The sequence below is a fragment of the Streptomyces sp. NPDC018031 genome (assembly GCF_044327625.1).
Classification (GTDB): domain Bacteria; phylum Actinomycetota; class Actinomycetes; order Streptomycetales; family Streptomycetaceae; genus Streptomyces.
The window spans coordinates 126,086-140,685 of sequence record NZ_JBIRFT010000016.1; the positions used below are offsets into that span (position 1 = coordinate 126,086).

Annotated in this window: 14 protein-coding genes and 1 pseudogene; 3 read left to right on the top strand and 12 right to left on the bottom strand. The window is 72.2% G+C overall.

The window, feature by feature from the left end:
• Positions 1–94: 94 nt before the first annotated feature.
• A complete protein-coding gene (locus ACH4B3_RS27835; RefSeq protein WP_398467310.1) occupies positions 95–1,636 on the bottom strand; it encodes an APC family permease in 1,542 nt (513 codons plus the stop codon).
• A 129-nt stretch (positions 1,637–1,765) separates the two neighbouring features.
• On the opposite strand from ACH4B3_RS27835, the gene ACH4B3_RS27840 reads away from it, so the two are divergent.
• A complete protein-coding gene (locus ACH4B3_RS27840) occupies positions 1,766–4,213 on the top strand; it encodes a SpoIIE family protein phosphatase (protein WP_398467312.1) in 2,448 nt (815 codons plus the stop codon).
• A gap of 144 nt (positions 4,214–4,357) precedes the next feature.
• On the opposite strand, the gene ACH4B3_RS27845 is transcribed toward ACH4B3_RS27840, so the two are convergent.
• From ACH4B3_RS27845 to ACH4B3_RS27855, 3 genes are all read right to left on the bottom strand, one after another.
• Positions 4,358–4,726, bottom strand: coding sequence for a tetratricopeptide repeat protein (locus ACH4B3_RS27845; RefSeq protein WP_398467314.1), 369 nt, complete (start codon positions 4,724–4,726; stop codon positions 4,358–4,360).
• A 70-nt stretch (positions 4,727–4,796) separates the two neighbouring features.
• The gene (locus ACH4B3_RS27850) at positions 4,797–5,267 is read right to left on the bottom strand and encodes a MarR family transcriptional regulator (RefSeq protein ID WP_398467316.1); all 471 of its coding nucleotides are present in this window, start codon (positions 5,265–5,267) and stop codon (positions 4,797–4,799) included.
• The gene (locus ACH4B3_RS27855; RefSeq protein ID WP_398467318.1) at positions 5,264–5,758 is read right to left on the bottom strand and encodes a MarR family winged helix-turn-helix transcriptional regulator; all 495 of its coding nucleotides are present in this window, start codon (positions 5,756–5,758) and stop codon (positions 5,264–5,266) included. Before ACH4B3_RS27855 ends, ACH4B3_RS27850 begins: the two co-directional genes overlap by 4 nt.
• 305 nt (positions 5,759–6,063) lie before the next feature.
• Between ACH4B3_RS27855 and ACH4B3_RS27860 the strand changes: the two genes are divergently transcribed.
• Positions 6,064–6,438 carry an FKBP-type peptidyl-prolyl cis-trans isomerase gene (locus tag ACH4B3_RS27860; RefSeq protein WP_398467320.1) on the top strand — a complete coding sequence of 125 codons (375 nt, stop codon included), beginning with the start codon at positions 6,064–6,066 and terminating at the stop codon, positions 6,436–6,438.
• Between the two features lie 417 nt (positions 6,439–6,855).
• Here the strand turns inward: ACH4B3_RS27860 and ACH4B3_RS27865 are convergent, their stop codons facing one another.
• The 4 genes and pseudogenes from ACH4B3_RS27865 to ACH4B3_RS27880 all read right to left on the bottom strand — a co-directional run bounded on the left by ACH4B3_RS27865 (position 6,856) and on the right by ACH4B3_RS27880 (position 8,769).
• Entirely contained in the window at positions 6,856–7,155 is a 300-nt protein-coding gene (locus tag ACH4B3_RS27865; protein WP_398467322.1) for a hypothetical protein, read from the bottom strand.
• A 229-nt stretch (positions 7,156–7,384) separates the two neighbouring features.
• Positions 7,385–7,951 (bottom strand): DUF4291 domain-containing protein, encoded by a 567-nt coding sequence (locus tag ACH4B3_RS27870; protein WP_398467324.1) that lies wholly within the window; start codon positions 7,949–7,951, stop codon positions 7,385–7,387.
• A 142-nt stretch (positions 7,952–8,093) separates the two neighbouring features.
• Positions 8,094–8,225, bottom strand: a pseudogene (locus ACH4B3_RS27875) (transposase); the annotation flags it as partial.
• 208 nt (positions 8,226–8,433) lie between these two features.
• Positions 8,434–8,769 (bottom strand): winged helix-turn-helix transcriptional regulator, encoded by a 336-nt coding sequence (locus tag ACH4B3_RS27880; RefSeq protein WP_398467326.1) that lies wholly within the window; start codon positions 8,767–8,769, stop codon positions 8,434–8,436.
• A gap of 63 nt (positions 8,770–8,832) precedes the next feature.
• Between ACH4B3_RS27880 and ACH4B3_RS27885 the strand changes: the two genes are divergently transcribed.
• The gene (locus ACH4B3_RS27885; RefSeq protein ID WP_398467327.1) at positions 8,833–9,675 is read left to right on the top strand and encodes an NmrA family NAD(P)-binding protein; all 843 of its coding nucleotides are present in this window, start codon (positions 8,833–8,835) and stop codon (positions 9,673–9,675) included.
• A 179-nt stretch (positions 9,676–9,854) separates the two neighbouring features.
• On the opposite strand, the gene ACH4B3_RS27890 is transcribed toward ACH4B3_RS27885, so the two are convergent.
• The 4 genes from ACH4B3_RS27890 to ACH4B3_RS27905 form a co-directional block, all read right to left on the bottom strand.
• Complete coding sequence (locus ACH4B3_RS27890; RefSeq protein ID WP_398467329.1) at positions 9,855–11,309, bottom strand: carboxylesterase/lipase family protein; 1,455 nt, start codon at positions 11,307–11,309, stop codon at positions 9,855–9,857.
• The gene (locus ACH4B3_RS27895) at positions 11,306–12,343 is read right to left on the bottom strand and encodes an alpha/beta fold hydrolase (protein ID WP_398467331.1); all 1,038 of its coding nucleotides are present in this window, start codon (positions 12,341–12,343) and stop codon (positions 11,306–11,308) included. The genes ACH4B3_RS27890 and ACH4B3_RS27895 overlap by 4 nt, the downstream gene beginning before the upstream one ends.
• Before the next feature lie 37 nt (positions 12,344–12,380).
• Positions 12,381–13,670: an esterase/lipase family protein gene (locus ACH4B3_RS27900; RefSeq protein ID WP_398467333.1), complete on the bottom strand. Its 1,290-nt coding sequence runs from the start codon at positions 13,668–13,670 to the stop codon at positions 12,381–12,383.
• A 290-nt stretch (positions 13,671–13,960) separates the two neighbouring features.
• On the bottom strand, positions 13,961–14,542 hold the full coding sequence (locus ACH4B3_RS27905) for a GNAT family N-acetyltransferase (protein WP_398467335.1): 582 nt from the start codon (positions 14,540–14,542) through the stop codon (positions 13,961–13,963).
• Positions 14,543–14,600 lie beyond the last annotated feature (58 nt).

Here is a 14,600-nt window from a genome sequence, read left to right on the forward strand (position 1 = left end):
GATCCATGGTCTGGCGGTCTCGCCTGCCCGCCCGCACCCGGCTGAGCGGTCCGCCCCGCAACCGCCCTTCGGCTTCGGGCCCGGCCCGCTCCGGTCAGTACGGCGCGTCCAGCGTGGGGTGCGTGTGCCGCAGCGTCCGGCCGCGGAAGAACGCCGGCGCGCGGCGCCGGCTCACCAGCATGACCAGCAGCCCGAGCCCCAGCAGTCCGACCGCGATCCAGAAGACCGTTCCGACGCCGAACAGGGCGTCGCCCGACCCGTACGCCGGGTCCCAGGTGTCGACCGCCGTCTTGAGGAACACCGCGGTCAGCAAGGTGGCGCCGAGCGCCGGGAACAACCCCTTGAAGACGAAGTCCCGGGCGCCGGCGGTGAGCTCCGTGCGGAAGTACCACACGCAGGCGTACGCCGTCAGACCGTAGTAGAAGCAGATCATCAAACCGAGCGCGTAGATCGTGTCCACCAGGGCGTGCCGGCTGACCAGCGTCATCACGGTGTAGAACAGGCCGGTGCCGGCGCCGGCGCACAAGGTGGCGAAGGACGGGCTGCGAAACCGCGGGTGCACCTCGGCGAAGCGCCGGGACACGGCTTGGTAGAAGCCCATGGCCAGCAGTGTCCGCGCGGCCAGCAGAAACGTCGTCTGCAGGCTGGAGACGGAGCTGGCCAGCACCGCGAAGAACATCAGCGCCGCCAGCTCGCCCAGGACCGGATCGGCCAGCGCGGCGAACGCGTTGTCGCCGGTCTCCGGACTGCCGAGCCCGTAGCCCTCGCGTCCGACACCGGCGAACCGCTGGGCGGCCACGGCCACCAGCAGATACGTCGTCAGGATGATCACCATCGTGAGCAGCGCCGCCCGGCCCGGCGTCCGCCTTCTGTCGCTCGTCTCCTCGTTGACGGTCAGGGAGGTGTCCCACCCCCAGTAGATGAACAGCGACAGCGAGATACCGGCCGTGAACGCGGCGAAGGACCGCGTCCGCCCCGGGTCCAGCCAGCTCCATGAGCTCCGCACGGCGAACTCCGAGCCGGCGTCGCCCGCCTTGACCAGCGCCAGCACCGTGAACAGGGCGAGCACCGCGAGCTGCATCGCCACCAGGACGTACTGCACCTCCTTGGTGACCGTCATCCCGCGGTAGGCCACTGCGGTGGCCCCGGCCAGGAACCCCAGGCAGGTGAGGATGTTGACGGCCTTGTTGTCCGAGAGCCCGGCCACCCCCGTGCTGCCGGTCAGCTCGCCGAGTGTCAGATAGAGGAAGTCGGTCGCCACCCCGGCGAGGTTCGACAGCACGATGACGGTCGCGACGACCGTCCCCCAGCCGCACATCCAGCCGACGTGCGGCCCAAACGCCTTGACCGTCCAGGTGAACGACGTACCGCAGTCCGGCATCGACCGGTTCAGCTCCCGGTAGGCGTACGCCACCAGGAACATCGGCAGGAACCCGGACAGGAAGACGGCGGGCGTCTGCGGCCCCACCTCGTCGACCGCGGGGCCCAGTGTGGCCGTCAGGGCGTACGCGGGCGCCACCGAGGAGATGCCGAGCACGACGCTGGCCGTCAGCCCGAGGGCGCCGTGCCGCAGGCCCTTGTCCCGGAGTTCCGGCTCGATGGGCCGCTCCCCGGCGGGTGGCTCCGTGTGGCGCATCAGCTACTCCCAGGCGGTCGTGGTGGGGCGGGGCGACGATGTGTCCAACGGCCGGTGGCGCGGACGGTGGCGCGGTTGTGCGGACCGAGCCGCGGGCGGATCCTGAGGTACGAGGTGTGAGGTGGTGCGATGCGGGCATGGGACTCGGCCGACCCGGTCGATTTCCGCGGTCCCCTCGACGTCACTCGGGCGGCGACCGTGGTGCTCGACGACGACTGCCTGATCATCGGCTGGAGCCCGGCGGCCGAGGCGCTGTTCGGCTATCCCGCCGCGGAGGTACTGGGCCGCACCGCGGAGCGGCTGTCGGCGGCCGCGCGTGACACGGGCGCCCGGCTTCGGCCCACCGGCCCGCGGGAGGCCGGCACCGTACGCAGCGAGGTGTTCGAGGCGCGCCGCAAGGACGGCGGCCCGCTGCACATAGCGACGACGTCGTGCGCGCTGTCCGACGGCGGGTCGGGGCCCGCCTGGATCATCGTCGCGGCCGACCTCGAGGAGCTGCGGCACTGGGAGTCCCACCAGGCGATGCTGCGCGGACTGGCCACCCAGTCCCCGACCACCCTGACCATCTACGACACGGACATGCGTCTGGCCTGGTCCAACGTGGCCGCCCAGCAGGAGGTCGTGCAGCCCGCCAAGTACATCGGGGCGGCCGCCGACGAGCTGATCCCGGCGGGCGAGGTCGTCTCCGAGGGCCACCCCGCGGCGCTGGCGGAGGTCATGCGGCAGGTCCTCGCCACCGGCGAGCCGGTCCGGGACCTGCACTACCGGGGCCGCCCGCCCGCCGACCCGGACCACGACCACTTCTGGACCTGCTCCTACTACCGGTTGCAGGACGCGCGGGGCGAGTCGCTGGGGGTGTGCGAGGAGGCGGCGGACATCACCGACCGCTATCGCGCCCAGCAGCGGCTGGCCCTGCTGGTCCAGGCGGGGGACCGCATCGGCACCACCCTGGACGTGGTGTGCACCGCGGAGCAGCTCGTCGAGGTCGGCATGGCGCACTTCGCCGACGCGATCACCGTCGACCTGGTCGAAGGCGTGCGGGAGGGGGCCGCGGACGACACGGACGCGGCGGCCGGGCGGCGCGTGGAGCGGGTGGCCGGGCAGCCCGCACCCGGCTCCGGCGCACCGGAGCCGGACGGTGCGGGGAGAACGTTCAGCCATCCGCCGGGCTCGCCGGAGGCGCGCTGCCTCGCCTCGGGGCGACCGGTCCTCGATACCCCCGCGGCGGCCGCCGGGCACAACGGCCCGCACTCCCGCCTCGTCGTGCCGATGCGAGCCGGTGACACCACGCTGGGCCTGGTCGCCTTCTCGCGTGACCGCAACCCCGACCCGTTCGACTCCGACGAGCGGGCGCTGGCCGGGGAGCTGGTCGCCCGTGCGGCCGTCTGCGTCGACAACGCCCGCCGGTTCGCGCGTGAGCACACCGCCGCCCTCACCCTCCAGCGCAGCCTGCTGCCGCAGACCCTGCCGCCGCAGACCGCGGTGGACGTCGCGTACCGCTACCTGCCCGCGGACAGCGAGGCCGGGGTGGGCGGCGACTGGTTCGACGTCATCCCGCTGTCCGGCGCCCGGGTCGCCCTCGTCGTCGGCGATGTCGCCGGACACGGTCTGCGGGCCGCCGCCACCATGGGGCGGGTGCGCACCACCGTCCGCGCCCTGGCCCGTCTGGACCTCGCCCCCGACGAGCTCCTGGCCCGGCTGGACGACCTGATCGGGCAGTCGGTCAAGGACTGGGCCGCCGTGCACGGGGAGGGCGACGAGGCGCTGGGCACGGACGAAGCCGTGGGCATGACGTGCCTGTACGTCATCTACGACCCGGTCGCCGGCCGCTGCACCCTGGCCCGCGCCGGGCATCCGCCGCCCGCCGTCGTCGATCCGCGCACCGGAGCCGTCACCCTTCCCGACGTACCCGAGGGTGCGCCGCTGGGTCGGGCCGGCCTGCCGTTCGAAAGCGCCGAGATCGACCTTTCCGAGGGCAGCGTCGTGGCGCTGTTCACCAACGGGCTGGTGCGGACCCCGGACCACGGCCTCGACGAGGGGCTCGACCGGCTCGCCCACGTGGTCTCCCGGCACGAACTCCCCCTGGAGGAGCTGTGCGACCAGGCCGTCGCGGCGCTGCTGCCCGGGACGGTGGCCGATGACGCGGCCCTGCTGATGGTCCGCACCAAGTGTCTCGGCGGGCAGCAGGTGACCGTGCGGGAGCTGGTGGCCGACCCGGCGGAGGTCGCCCGCGCCCGGGCGGACACGGTGCGCCAGCTGAGCGCCTGGCAGCTCGACGAGCTGGCGTTCACCACCGAACTGATCGTCAGCGAGCTGGTCACCAACGCCATCCGCTACGCCGCCGGGCCGATCCAGCTGCGGCTCATCCGCGACCGCACCCTCATCTGCGAGGTGTCCGACACCGGGCACACCTCGCCGCACCTGCGGCACGCGGCCGGCGACGACGAGGGCGGCCGGGGGCTGTTCCTCGTCGCCCAGATGGCCGAACTGTGGGGCACCCGCTACACCTCCACCGGCAAGACCATCTGGGTGGAGCAGGCCCTGCCCGACCGGGCCCGTGTCCCGCAGCCCGCGTGAGGGAGCCGGCGTTTCACAGCTCGCACGGACCGCGGGAGCAGTGGTCGTGGCCGGTGCCGCCTCCGGTGCCCCTGCTCTGGACTCCCGGGCGACGCCGGCCCGGCTCCGCGGGGGAGCCGGGCCGGCGTCCGCCCGCCGTAGGCCTCAGTCGTCCCCGCGGTCACCGGCGAGCGCCGACGCGATGCGCAGGTGGGAGCGGGCTTCCTCGGTGTGCCCCTGTCGCTCCAGGGTGCGGCCCAGCATCAGCCGGGCGTAGTGCTCGACCGGGTCGCGCTCCACGATGATGCGCAACTCTGCCTCCGCGCGCCGCAGTTGCGCCGAGTGGTAGTAGGCGCGCGCCAGCAGCAGCCGAGGCGCTGTCTGCTCGGGTACCTCCTCGACCAGCCCGCCGAGCACCCGTGCCGCGGCGGCATAGTCCCTGGCCTCGAAGAACAGCTGCGCCCGCTCCCAGCGCTCCGCCGGTGTCCCGTGGCTGTAGTAGGCGTTGCCGGTGGCGTTGTAGGTGGTGTCCACTGGTGACCTCCTTCGGCGCCGTCAACCACCACCAGCAGTTGAATATTCCACTAATCCGCCGGTCGGGCGTTCAGGCGGTCAGCGCCGCGAGCTCCGCGTTGGCACGCTCGGTGACCAGGGAGAGGACGCGGCCGGCGGCGGCCAGGTCCTCGGCGGGTATCCCACCCCAGACGCGGGCGGTGACGGGGGCGGTCTCCGCGCCGACGGCCGCGATCAGCTCGCGCCCCGCGTCCGTGGGGCGGAGGTGCGCGCCGTCCGCGACGAGCCACCGCTGGGCCAGCAGTTCGTCGAGCGTGGCGCGGATGTCGGACGGGTCGGCCTTGAGGGAGCCCCGGACCTGAGTGACGAGATCGTCCGGCGTCCGCGGGGCGTCGGCGGTGACGGCGGCGCGCAGCGCGATCTGCTGCTGGAACGTGATGCCGTGCCGGGCCAGGACGAGCTCCAGGACGCCGCGGGCGGCGTAGTGGGCCAGGCCGAGGGCGCGGGCGTCGGCGACGGGGGCCGGGCTGGTGGATGCGGTGGTGGATGCGGTGGTGGTCATGGCGTCGTCCCCTGAGTGCTCTCGTCGTTCGGTGCGGGTGGAGTGATGGGTGCCTTGAGCAGGGTGGTCAGCTCGTCGGTGAACGCACGCGTCCGCGGGGCGTCGAGGCCGCCGAGCGGCTCCAGCAACTGCTGAAGCAGTTCCTGGACCACCGTGATGGCCTGCCGCGTGACGGCGTGGCCCTGCTCGGTGAGGGCGAGCTGCACGGCGCGCGGGTCGCGGGGATCGCGGGTGCGCTCGATCAGGCCGGCCGACTCCAGGGCGCGCGCCAGCTTCGAGACGTACAGCGCCTCCAGACCGATGTGGTCGGCGAGCCGGCGCTGACTGGGCCGCTCGCCGCCGCGCTGCATGCCGTACAGCGACGCGACCAGTGAGTACTGCGCGTGGGTGAGGCCCAGCGGGGCCAGCGCGCGGTCGACCGCGACGCGCCACTTGTTGGCGAGCCGCCATACCAGGAAGCCGGGCGTGGGGCCCGGTGAACCCTTGCTCATGGCGAATAGAGTACATGGCTACTATGTCCATGGCTACTATTTCGGTCGACGGGGTGCGGAACGCGGTGACCGTATCCGAGGCGAGCCCGCGTCCCCGGTGCGTCCGAGGCGGCCGCCGGGCGGGTGTCGGCTGCGGTGTGCAGGGCCAGGAGCCAGGCCTGTGACGGTGGCATGAGGTCTCCCGAGGTCTCCCGAGGGTCCTCAGGGGGCTCTCGGTGCGATCCGGGCGGTCCGCATGGGAGGGTGATCATTCCAGATGTGCCGGCCGACGGAGGTCGGCAGACACCGAGAACGAGGAGCGAGAGATGGCGCTTGAGCGACCGGAGATCGATTTTCCCCAGGGCCAGCCGCCCGAGTACCTGGACATCACCGATATCCAGGTGGGGGACGGAGTCGAAGCCACCAAGGGATCAACGGTGTCGGTCCACTACCTGGGCGTGTCCTTCTCCACCGGCGAAGAGTTCGACGCCTCGTGGAACCGCGGCCAGGCCTTCGACTTCCCGCTGGGAGCGGGAAGGGTCATCAAGGGCTGGGACATGGGTGTGGCGGGCATGAAGGTCGGCGGCCGTCGGAAGCTGGTCATCCCGCCCCACCTGGCGTACGGCGACCGTTCACCTTCACCGGCCATCAAGCCGGGCGAGACCCTGATCTTCGTCGTCGACCTCCTCGCCGTCAGCTGACACACCACCGCTGGAAGCTGCCACCGGCCAACGGCGGCTTCCAGCAGGTGCATCGCGGAGGACGGCCGGCGGCCGGGACGGCTCCGGGCATGTGCGGATGGATGGCTCTCCAGCCACCCATCGGCGGGCCCGTGGACGACTCCTTGAAATCAGCGAGGCCGCGTCCCTTCCACGGGGGCGCGGCCCGGTGTGCGTCGCGTGACCGGCCATTCCACCGTGGCATCGCCCGCCAACAGCTCGCCGATGCACCACTGACGGTGGCGGTCGGCCGGCCTTGACCGGTCAGGTCGGACCAGGGCCCGCTCATACTTCTGCGCCGCGCCTCGACCGGACGACTTCACGGAGACGTCGGCGACCCCGGCCGAGGACCGCCATGCGCGGCGGTGGGCCGGCGCCGACCAGCGAGTTCAGGTGTCCTCACGTCCCAGGGGCCGTCCCGCGCGCTGCCTGTGCCCGGTCGAAACGCCCGGCCAGGACCAGAAACCGGTCCCCCCAGCCGCTGCTGACCGACACCTCCTGCAAGGGCCCCGTGGGCAGGAAGAGGAACTCCAGCTCACCCAGTCCGGAGGTGTCGCCGCGACGGAGGCGTTCCGCGTGGTCCCGCAGCTCTCCGACCATCTCGTCGCCCGTATCCCACCTGCCCGTCCATGTGGTGTCCTGCTCGGACGCGGTCACGATCCCGACCAGGTCATCCAGCACCTGCGCCAGCGCCTTCACCGCGCCTCCCCGGCGGTCGACGAGCCTGTGGATTCCTCACCGTAGCAGCGGGTCTCCCGGGCCCTGCCGGATCGGCGCGGGCCCTCGACCTCCGGCGACGGGAAGGCAGCACGGAGGCGGGGACGTCACCCGATGGCTGCTCAGGTTCGCAGGTGGCGAGCCGGTGAGGCCGTGTATCGAAAGTGCTCGTGATGTGGTGGGCCGTGGATGGCCCCGCACACGTTTCCTGTCATCTGGCTGGGCAAACGACGTCTTGCAGTGTCTGCGGTATGGGGTAGGTCCGCTCCGCCGGAAGCAGCCGCTGTGCCTTGGTGGCGTGCCCGGTCTTTATCAGTGTCGAGGCCTTGCGGATCTGGGGGGTGAGATCGGTGAGGCTGACGATCCAGTCGTCGGTGAACGTGCGGATCAGGTGGCGGCCGATGCCGACCTGGATGCTGTAGTGGTTCAGTGCCGCTCCGCGCGGCGAACGCTCCGGGTCCCACTGGACATGTACGGCTGCCCGGGCCACCGCCGCCGGGTCGGCGGTCGTCAGCACGGCCTGGGACAGGGCCTCCTCCCAGCCCTCCCGGGTAATCCGCACGGCGAGAACACGTTCCTGGCCCGGTTTGCGGGCCCAGTTGCTGCGGTGCATCAGCCACATGAACGACGGCTTGATCCACGTCATCCGGTGGAACGAGAACGGCGCAACGAAGCGGCCCGCCCGCAGTGCCGCGTCAGCGATGGCAGGCGAGTACGCCTGATAGATCACGATCGTGCGGGCGTCGTAGTCGGCACGAATCTGATACGGGGGCGTCATGCGCCGCACCCTGCCATCTGGCGCGCTGGTGCGGCGAGCTGATTTTGCCTCACCGCCCCGGGGCAGGATCGGATGCACTGCTCAGAGCCACTCGTTGATGGCGGCGACGAGGACGGTCGCCTCATGGCGAACCGCGAGCTTGCCGGACACGGAACCGTATGCCGTCGATCAACCGCCGCCGGGGCCAGACGGGCGGCCGTCCCGCCCTGGCGCCCCTTGGTGTCAGCGGCTCCAGTACCGCCCACTGCTCGTCCGTGAGATCTCCCCGACCCATGAGCCGTGATCATTCATAGTCCAAGATCCACTTTCGATACACGGCCGAGGTTTCCCCCCGCGCTGTGGACCAGGCCGTGCCGGATCCGTGCGGTCCTGGCTCGGAGACCGCCAGGCGGCCGCGGCGGCATGACGATGAGGGCCGACGGACCCGAGCGGGCCTTCCCGTACGGCGATTGAGCGGTGGGGACCGCTGAGCGGTCCGCGGTTCACACCGCGGCGTCGGGCTCCGGGTCGGGGACCGCTCGGCCCCAGGTGTTCATGGCCTCGAGGACGTCGCGCAGTCCTTCGCCGAGTGGGGTGAGGCGGTACTCGACGCGTGGGGGGATCTCCGCGTAAGTGGTGCGGGTGACGATGCCGTGGGTTGCGAACTGGCGCAGTCGGCTGGTCAGGGTGTGCGGGCTGATGCCAGGCAGTGCCTGGCGCAGTTCGGTGAAGCGGCGGGGGCCCTCGAGCAGTTCGCGCACGATGAGGGTGGACCAGGGGCCGTTGATGACGGTGAGGAACCGGGCGACACCGCACTCGGGGAGGCTGGGAATGGACATTTTCTGAGAGTAGTCCATTAGTGCAGTTGATGTAACTGGGGCATCGCATGCACTAATAGGGCCATGACCTACGTGATTCATGGCGCCACCGGCGCCCAGGGTGCCCCTGTCGTCGCCGCTCTCGCCGCCGCGGGAAAGTCCGTGACTGCCGTGACCCGCAACGAGCGCGCTGTCGTGGACGGCGCGCGCGTGGTGTCCGCCGCCTACTCATCCGCCGCTGATCTGACCGAGGCCTACCGTGGCGCCGCAGGGGTGTTCGTCCACCTGCCGGTGACCCCGGAAGGGGACCACCGGATCTTCGTGCGCAACATCCTCGCCGCCGTCCGCGAGGCTCGTCCGGCCCGAGTGCTGTTCTCCACCAGCGGTGCCCCGACCGACCCCGCCTCTGGCGGTGCCGCCGCAACGATGGTGGCCGGCCTGGCCGACAGCGGCGTCTGCCATGCGGTGATCGCGCCCGAGCTGTTCCTGGAGAACCTGCTCATGCCCTACGTCACCGATTCGGCCCGTGAGCGCGGCGTGCTGCCCTACCCGATCCGGGCCGACTTCCCCGTCTCCTGGGCGTCCCACCTGGACATCGCCGATGTCGCCGTAGCCCTGTTCGAGCACACGGACATCACCGGTACGGTCTCCGTCGGCCAGTACCCGGCGATCACGGGGCCGGACCTGGCCGAGGCGTTCGGCGCCCGGCTGGGCCGGGACGTGGTCTTCGAGCCGATCACCCCCGAGGAGTTCCGTACCTCGGTCGCACCCCTGATCGGAGAAGGCGCCGCCGCCCATGTCGCGGAGATCTACCGGGCGATGAGCGCCACACCGGGCCGCTCCATCGCCCCGGAGACCTCCGCCCGGAAACTGCTGGGCATCGCCCCCCGGACCACGAGCCAGTGGCTGGCCGACATCGGGCTGTGACCGACCCGCCGCCTCGGCACGTCGTGGGCGCCGGCCGTCTCCCGGCGGCGGACACCCACGGCGCCACCGTCACCAGCTCACCGCGTCGTGGGAAGGGCTGGGTTGTCCGTGACTCGCACGAGCCCGGTCGGCCGGTGCCGCGATTCTGCGGCGGTCGCCGTCCCGGTCGGTGGGGAGGGTCAGCGGACCCCTTCCCACAGCGCCCGCTGCTCCGGGCGGGGGTCGGCCACCGGGCCGGGCTCGGGGCCGAACATCATGGTGCTGCGGGTATCCGTGTCGTACGCGGGCCAGCCGGGGTCGCCCGTCTTCGCGAAGGAGACCCACGCCCCGTGCATCGCGTCGGCGAGCGCCTGGGGCGGCTCGGGGCCGAGCAGCGCGGCGTAGCAGGGGTCGTGCAGCCGGTCGAAGACGAACGGCACATCCAGGGCGTGGCAGGCGCCGAGCCGGCCACCGTACCGCGGGGAGCGCCAGCCGAACTCGTACAGATACGAGCCGGGGACGGCCTCGGCCAGCCGGATCGCGGGGACCCGGTAGAACCAGTCGGTGGCGAGCGCCGCCAGGGTTTCGCCCGGGGTGGCGGCGGGGTGGGTGGCGCGGTACAGCGGCAGGGCCTGCTCCGGGTCGACGCCGTAGGCGGCGGCCATGACATGCAGGCGTTCCTCGGTGACGGCGTCCATGCGCTCGGTGGGGACCAGGAAGAAGCGGTACTCCTCGCGGGTGCTGCCGACCAGCAGGTCCACGCCGGGGTCGTCCGGGCCGGGCAGTGACAGCTCGGGCCTCACCGGTTCGAAGGGCATGAGGTTGAGCAGCGCCTCGCCCCAGAGTGCCGGGTCGGGGCGGCTTCTCAACTCCGTGCGGAGTTCGCCCTGGGCGAGGAGGAGTTCGGCGAGCGGGACCGCGGCGAAGGCCTCCGGCGTCGGCTCGATGCGGAGTTCGGCCGCCAGGTGGGCCGCGATCCCGGCCGCCGTGGCCGGGCGCAGGAAGTGGTGGCAGGCGCCGCTCTGCAGGATCGCCCGGCGGAACAGCCCGCGCGCCTCGTCCAGCAGGAGCAGTTGGCCGATGCTCATCGCGCCGGCCGACTGGCCGAAGACGGTCACCTGGCCGGGATCACCGCCGAAGGCGGCGATGTTGTCGCGCACCCAGCGGAGGGCGGCCACCTGGTCCAGCAGGCCGCGGTTGCCGGGAACGCCGGGCAGGTGCAGGAAACCGTCGGTCCCCAGGCGGTAGTCGAAGGTGACGCAGACGACCCCGTCGCGGGCGAAGGCGCCGCCGTCGTACCCGGAGGTGGACCCCGAGCCGTTCTGGAATGCCCCGCCGTGCACCCACACCATCACCGGCAGCCCGGCCCCAGGCTCCGGCGCGGGGGTCCAGACGTTGAGGTTCAGGCAGTCCTCGCCGGGCCGGACATCCTCCGGGACCAAGGCGTCGAAGGGCGGTGGATAAGGGGCTCGGGGCGGGGTCGGTCCGTAGCACAGGGCGTCGCGGACGCCCGTCCACGGCTCGGGGAGGGCCGGCGCGCTGAACCGCAGCGGACCGAAGGGCGGGGCGGCGTAAGGGATGCCCAGGAAGGACACCACCCCGTCCGGGGAGACACGGCCGCGGACGGCTCCCTGCCGGGTGAGGCGAACCGTCACGCCAGGACCTCCAGGACCTCCAGGAGCGCCGAGCCGAACTCCTCCGGCCGTTCCAGGTGCACCGCGTGCCCGGCGCCCGCCACGGCGACCTCCCGTACCGCGCCGCCCGATGCCGCGTAGCGCTCCAGGACGCCGCGGGTCTGCGCGACCATCGGCTGGGCGGGGGTGCCGTCCCAGTCCGGCACCGCGCCGATCGCACCCAGGTGCGCCAGGTCGAACATCGAGGTGTCCGACACGATGACGTCGTCCTCGCCCCGGATCCACAGCACCGGGGGCTTGGGGTCGACCAGATGCAGGTCGTCGATCCGGAAGTGGAGGGGGGAGAGCGAATTGAGTACGCCCCGGGTGCCGGGCGCCGTCCCCGGCCAGACCGTGGTGGCCGTGCTGTCGCCCGGGTAGTGGTCCTCGCCGGTGCGGGTGGTGAGCATGGCCTCCACGTACTCGTCCTCGTACGCGGGGCGCAGCGGCGGCTTGACGTAGCAGGCCGCCAGCACCGAGCGGGGCGAGAGCGGGGACTCCTCGCCACGGTCGCCCCCGGCGAGGCGGGCGACGAACTCCGGATGGGCGGTGCCGCCGCCGGAACCCGCCCCGTCCGCGGAGTTGAGGATTCCGTCCACCCCGCGGGTCCCGCCGAATCCGTACGGGGAGACCGGGTTGACCAGGGTCACCGAACGCACCGCGGCCGGGTGCTCGCGCAGGTACTGCATGACCACCCCGCCGCCCATGGACCAGCCGACCAGATGGGCCCGGGTCACCCCGAGCGCGGCAAGCAGCGCGGCGAGGTCGTCCACGTGGTCGTGGAGTCCGCGGGTGGCGTCGATCGGCAGCGGGTCGGTGCCGCCGAAGCCCCGCAGATCCGGCGCGATGGGCCGGTAGCGCTCGGGCAGGAGCGGCAGGGTGGTGCGCCAGAAGGCCGCGGAGGACACATTGCCGTGCACGAGGACGACCGGCTCGCCTTCCTCCCGCACCTCGGTGATCTGCATGGTCAGCCGGGCGGTCGGCACCCGGCGGGTGCGCAGTGGGCTCGCGGTCATCTCCGGTCCTTCGTACGTCCTGCGGGTCGGTTCGGGTCTACGAGAGCCAGGCGGCGATCCGCGCCGCCGCCTCGCTGTGCCAGCCCAGTTCCAGGTGGTTGGCGCCGGAGACGGTGGCCTTGCCGCCGACGGCGGCGATGCCGGTGGTGTCCAGCGCGCTGGAGACGAACACGACCCCGTCGCTCGGCCCGCGGTTCTCGTTGAAGATCCCCGGTACGTCCGGTGAGCCGCCGGCCAGCAGGTAGGTGGCGACGGAGGCGGGTACCCCGGCGTCGTGCAGTGGCTTGATCAGCGAGCCGGCGTCGATGGCGGCCTGGATGCCGCCGCCCGCGGTGTAGAAGCCCTGACCGCCGTAGTAGGTCGTGTGCCAGTCCTGCGCGGCGCCGTCGACTCCGTACACCCCGTCCCAGCGGGCCAGCATCTGCCGCTGCCCGGGGTAGTTGTCGTGACCGCCGGAGGGCGTCATGGAGTACTCCGGGTGTGCCGTGTACCGGCCGTAGCAGGTCATATGGGAGTGCGGAGACGGGGCGTTGACCTTTCCGCCGCACTCCGGCCAGATGGAGAAGTCATGCGCCCAGCCGTGCGCGTACGGGTAGTCGTAGCCGCCGTTGGGACCGCCCACGGTGACCAGTCGGCGTACGTCCCCGGCGTAGGACCGCCCCCAGCTCGGCTTGACCGAGGAGACGTATGCCCGGGTCGACATCTCGCCCTTGCTCCAGCCCACCAGGTCGACCTTGCCGACGCCCAGCTTCGCCTTGATCACCGCGATCGCGTCGCCGACGATCTGCGCCTGCATCAGGTTGTCGCCCTGCTTGTGTGCGAAGCCGACCGCGAACACCCGGTGGCCGCGCTCGGAGAGGTACTGCATCAGCCCGGTCGAGGGGCAGGACATGGCGCCGCAGCCGTAGCCGCCCGCCTCGCCGGGGTTGGCCCAGGCGCGGTCCGCCGTGTCGTTGGCCCCATGGACCAGCAGCACGGGCGTGGTGCGGGCACCGGTGTTCCAGCCTGGTGCCGAGTAGAGCAGGAAGCGGCCGGAGTACGGGCGGGAGACCCCGCCGAAGTACGTGACCCGCTTGCCGTCCTGGTCGCCACGGCCGTCCTGCGGAAAGCCCTCGGTGCGGAAACCACTGGTGGTGTCGAGATAGCGCTCGACCCGCTCCCAGCCGTTCCCGACGGTGCCGGTTCCGTAGCTCGCCTCCTGGGTCAGGTACGACGGCAGCCCGGCGGCGGCCGCGCTCCCACCGGCGGCCGGCACCCCGACCCCCACCGAGATCAACAACGCGAGCAGCAGCCGCCACCACCTTCGCCGGTCTCCTCCGTACCGCATGTTCTCGACCCCTTCGCCGGCTCCACGGCGCCGCTTCGGCGCCCGCGCGGGGCACACGCTAGGCAAGGAGCGCCGGCAGGGGCATGTGCGGGGCCCCCATAAGGGAGGTGGGCGGTGTGACGTACCGGGCCACTGGTGCCCGCCGGCAAAATCTGCCCGGGGTTCCGCACCGCTGACCGCGGCCCGCCTGACCGGCTGCCGCGACACGCGGCGCGGCGAGTAGCGGCGCGCGGGCCACCGGCAGCGGCCGCACTCCGTCCTGGCCGCCGCGTCCGAGGACGAGGCCGTCCTTACCCGCCGGGAGCGGGAGCGGCGCCGGGAGGGCCGGGGCGGTCCAGGCGCCAGACCACATCGATGCCGCTGCCGGCCGGAGCCACGGGGGGAGTCGCCCGCTCCCGCCGGACTTCGGTGAACCCCAACCGGCGCGGAACGGCACCACTGGGGGTGTTGGCCAGGTCGTGCGCTATTTCCACGTACTCCACGCCCGGCAGGGCGAACATCTCGGCCAGCATGGCCGCCGTGGCTCTGGTGGCGATGCCCCGGCCGGTGGCGGCCGGGTGCAGCCAGTACCCCATCCGCCATCCCCGGCGTTCGCCCACGCGGTAGGTCTGGCACATGCCGCTGAGTGTGCCGCCGGCGACGACGGCATAGTTGTACACCTCGCCGCTCGCCCACTTCGACTCGGACTTCGCGAGAAACTCCCGGGTGCTCTTCTCGCTGTGCCGGGCGACCCACGGCATCCACGGGTGAAGATGGTCCACGGACTCTTCGATCAGCGTGAACGCCGGACCGAAGTCGCTCTGTCCCCGCCAGCGCCGCAGGACGAAGTCCCCGCACTCGATGATCTCACTCGGCCGCTCCACGACAGACATGATCGGTTGGCGGAAGGGCGTGCGGCAAGGATACGGGGGACCGGAGGTGCCCGCCCCG

Excerpts from the sequence above, each read along its gene's own strand:
- ACH4B3_RS27835 (WP_398467310.1), bottom strand. The coding sequence starts at position 1,636 with ATGCGCCACACGGAGCCACCCGCCGGGGAGCGGCCCATCGAGCCGGAA.
- ACH4B3_RS27840 (WP_398467312.1), top strand. The coding sequence starts at position 1,766 with ATGCGGGCATGGGACTCGGCCGACCCGGTCGATTTCCGCGGTCCCCTC.
- ACH4B3_RS27850 (WP_398467316.1), bottom strand. The coding sequence starts at position 5,267 with ATGACCACCACCGCATCCACCACCGCATCCACCAGCCCGGCCCCCGTC.
- ACH4B3_RS27855 (WP_398467318.1), bottom strand. The coding sequence starts at position 5,758 with ATGAGCAAGGGTTCACCGGGCCCCACGCCCGGCTTCCTGGTATGGCGG.
- ACH4B3_RS27860 (WP_398467320.1), top strand. The coding sequence starts at position 6,064 with ATGGCGCTTGAGCGACCGGAGATCGATTTTCCCCAGGGCCAGCCGCCC.
- ACH4B3_RS27870 (WP_398467324.1), bottom strand. The coding sequence starts at position 7,951 with ATGACGCCCCCGTATCAGATTCGTGCCGACTACGACGCCCGCACGATC.
- ACH4B3_RS27880 (WP_398467326.1), bottom strand. The coding sequence starts at position 8,769 with ATGTCCATTCCCAGCCTCCCCGAGTGCGGTGTCGCCCGGTTCCTCACC.
- ACH4B3_RS27885 (WP_398467327.1), top strand. The coding sequence starts at position 8,833 with ATGACCTACGTGATTCATGGCGCCACCGGCGCCCAGGGTGCCCCTGTC.
- ACH4B3_RS27895 (WP_398467331.1), bottom strand. The coding sequence starts at position 12,343 with ATGACCGCGAGCCCACTGCGCACCCGCCGGGTGCCGACCGCCCGGCTG.
- ACH4B3_RS27900 (WP_398467333.1), bottom strand. The coding sequence starts at position 13,670 with ATGCGGTACGGAGGAGACCGGCGAAGGTGGTGGCGGCTGCTGCTCGCG.
- ACH4B3_RS27905 (WP_398467335.1), bottom strand. The coding sequence starts at position 14,542 with ATGTCTGTCGTGGAGCGGCCGAGTGAGATCATCGAGTGCGGGGACTTC.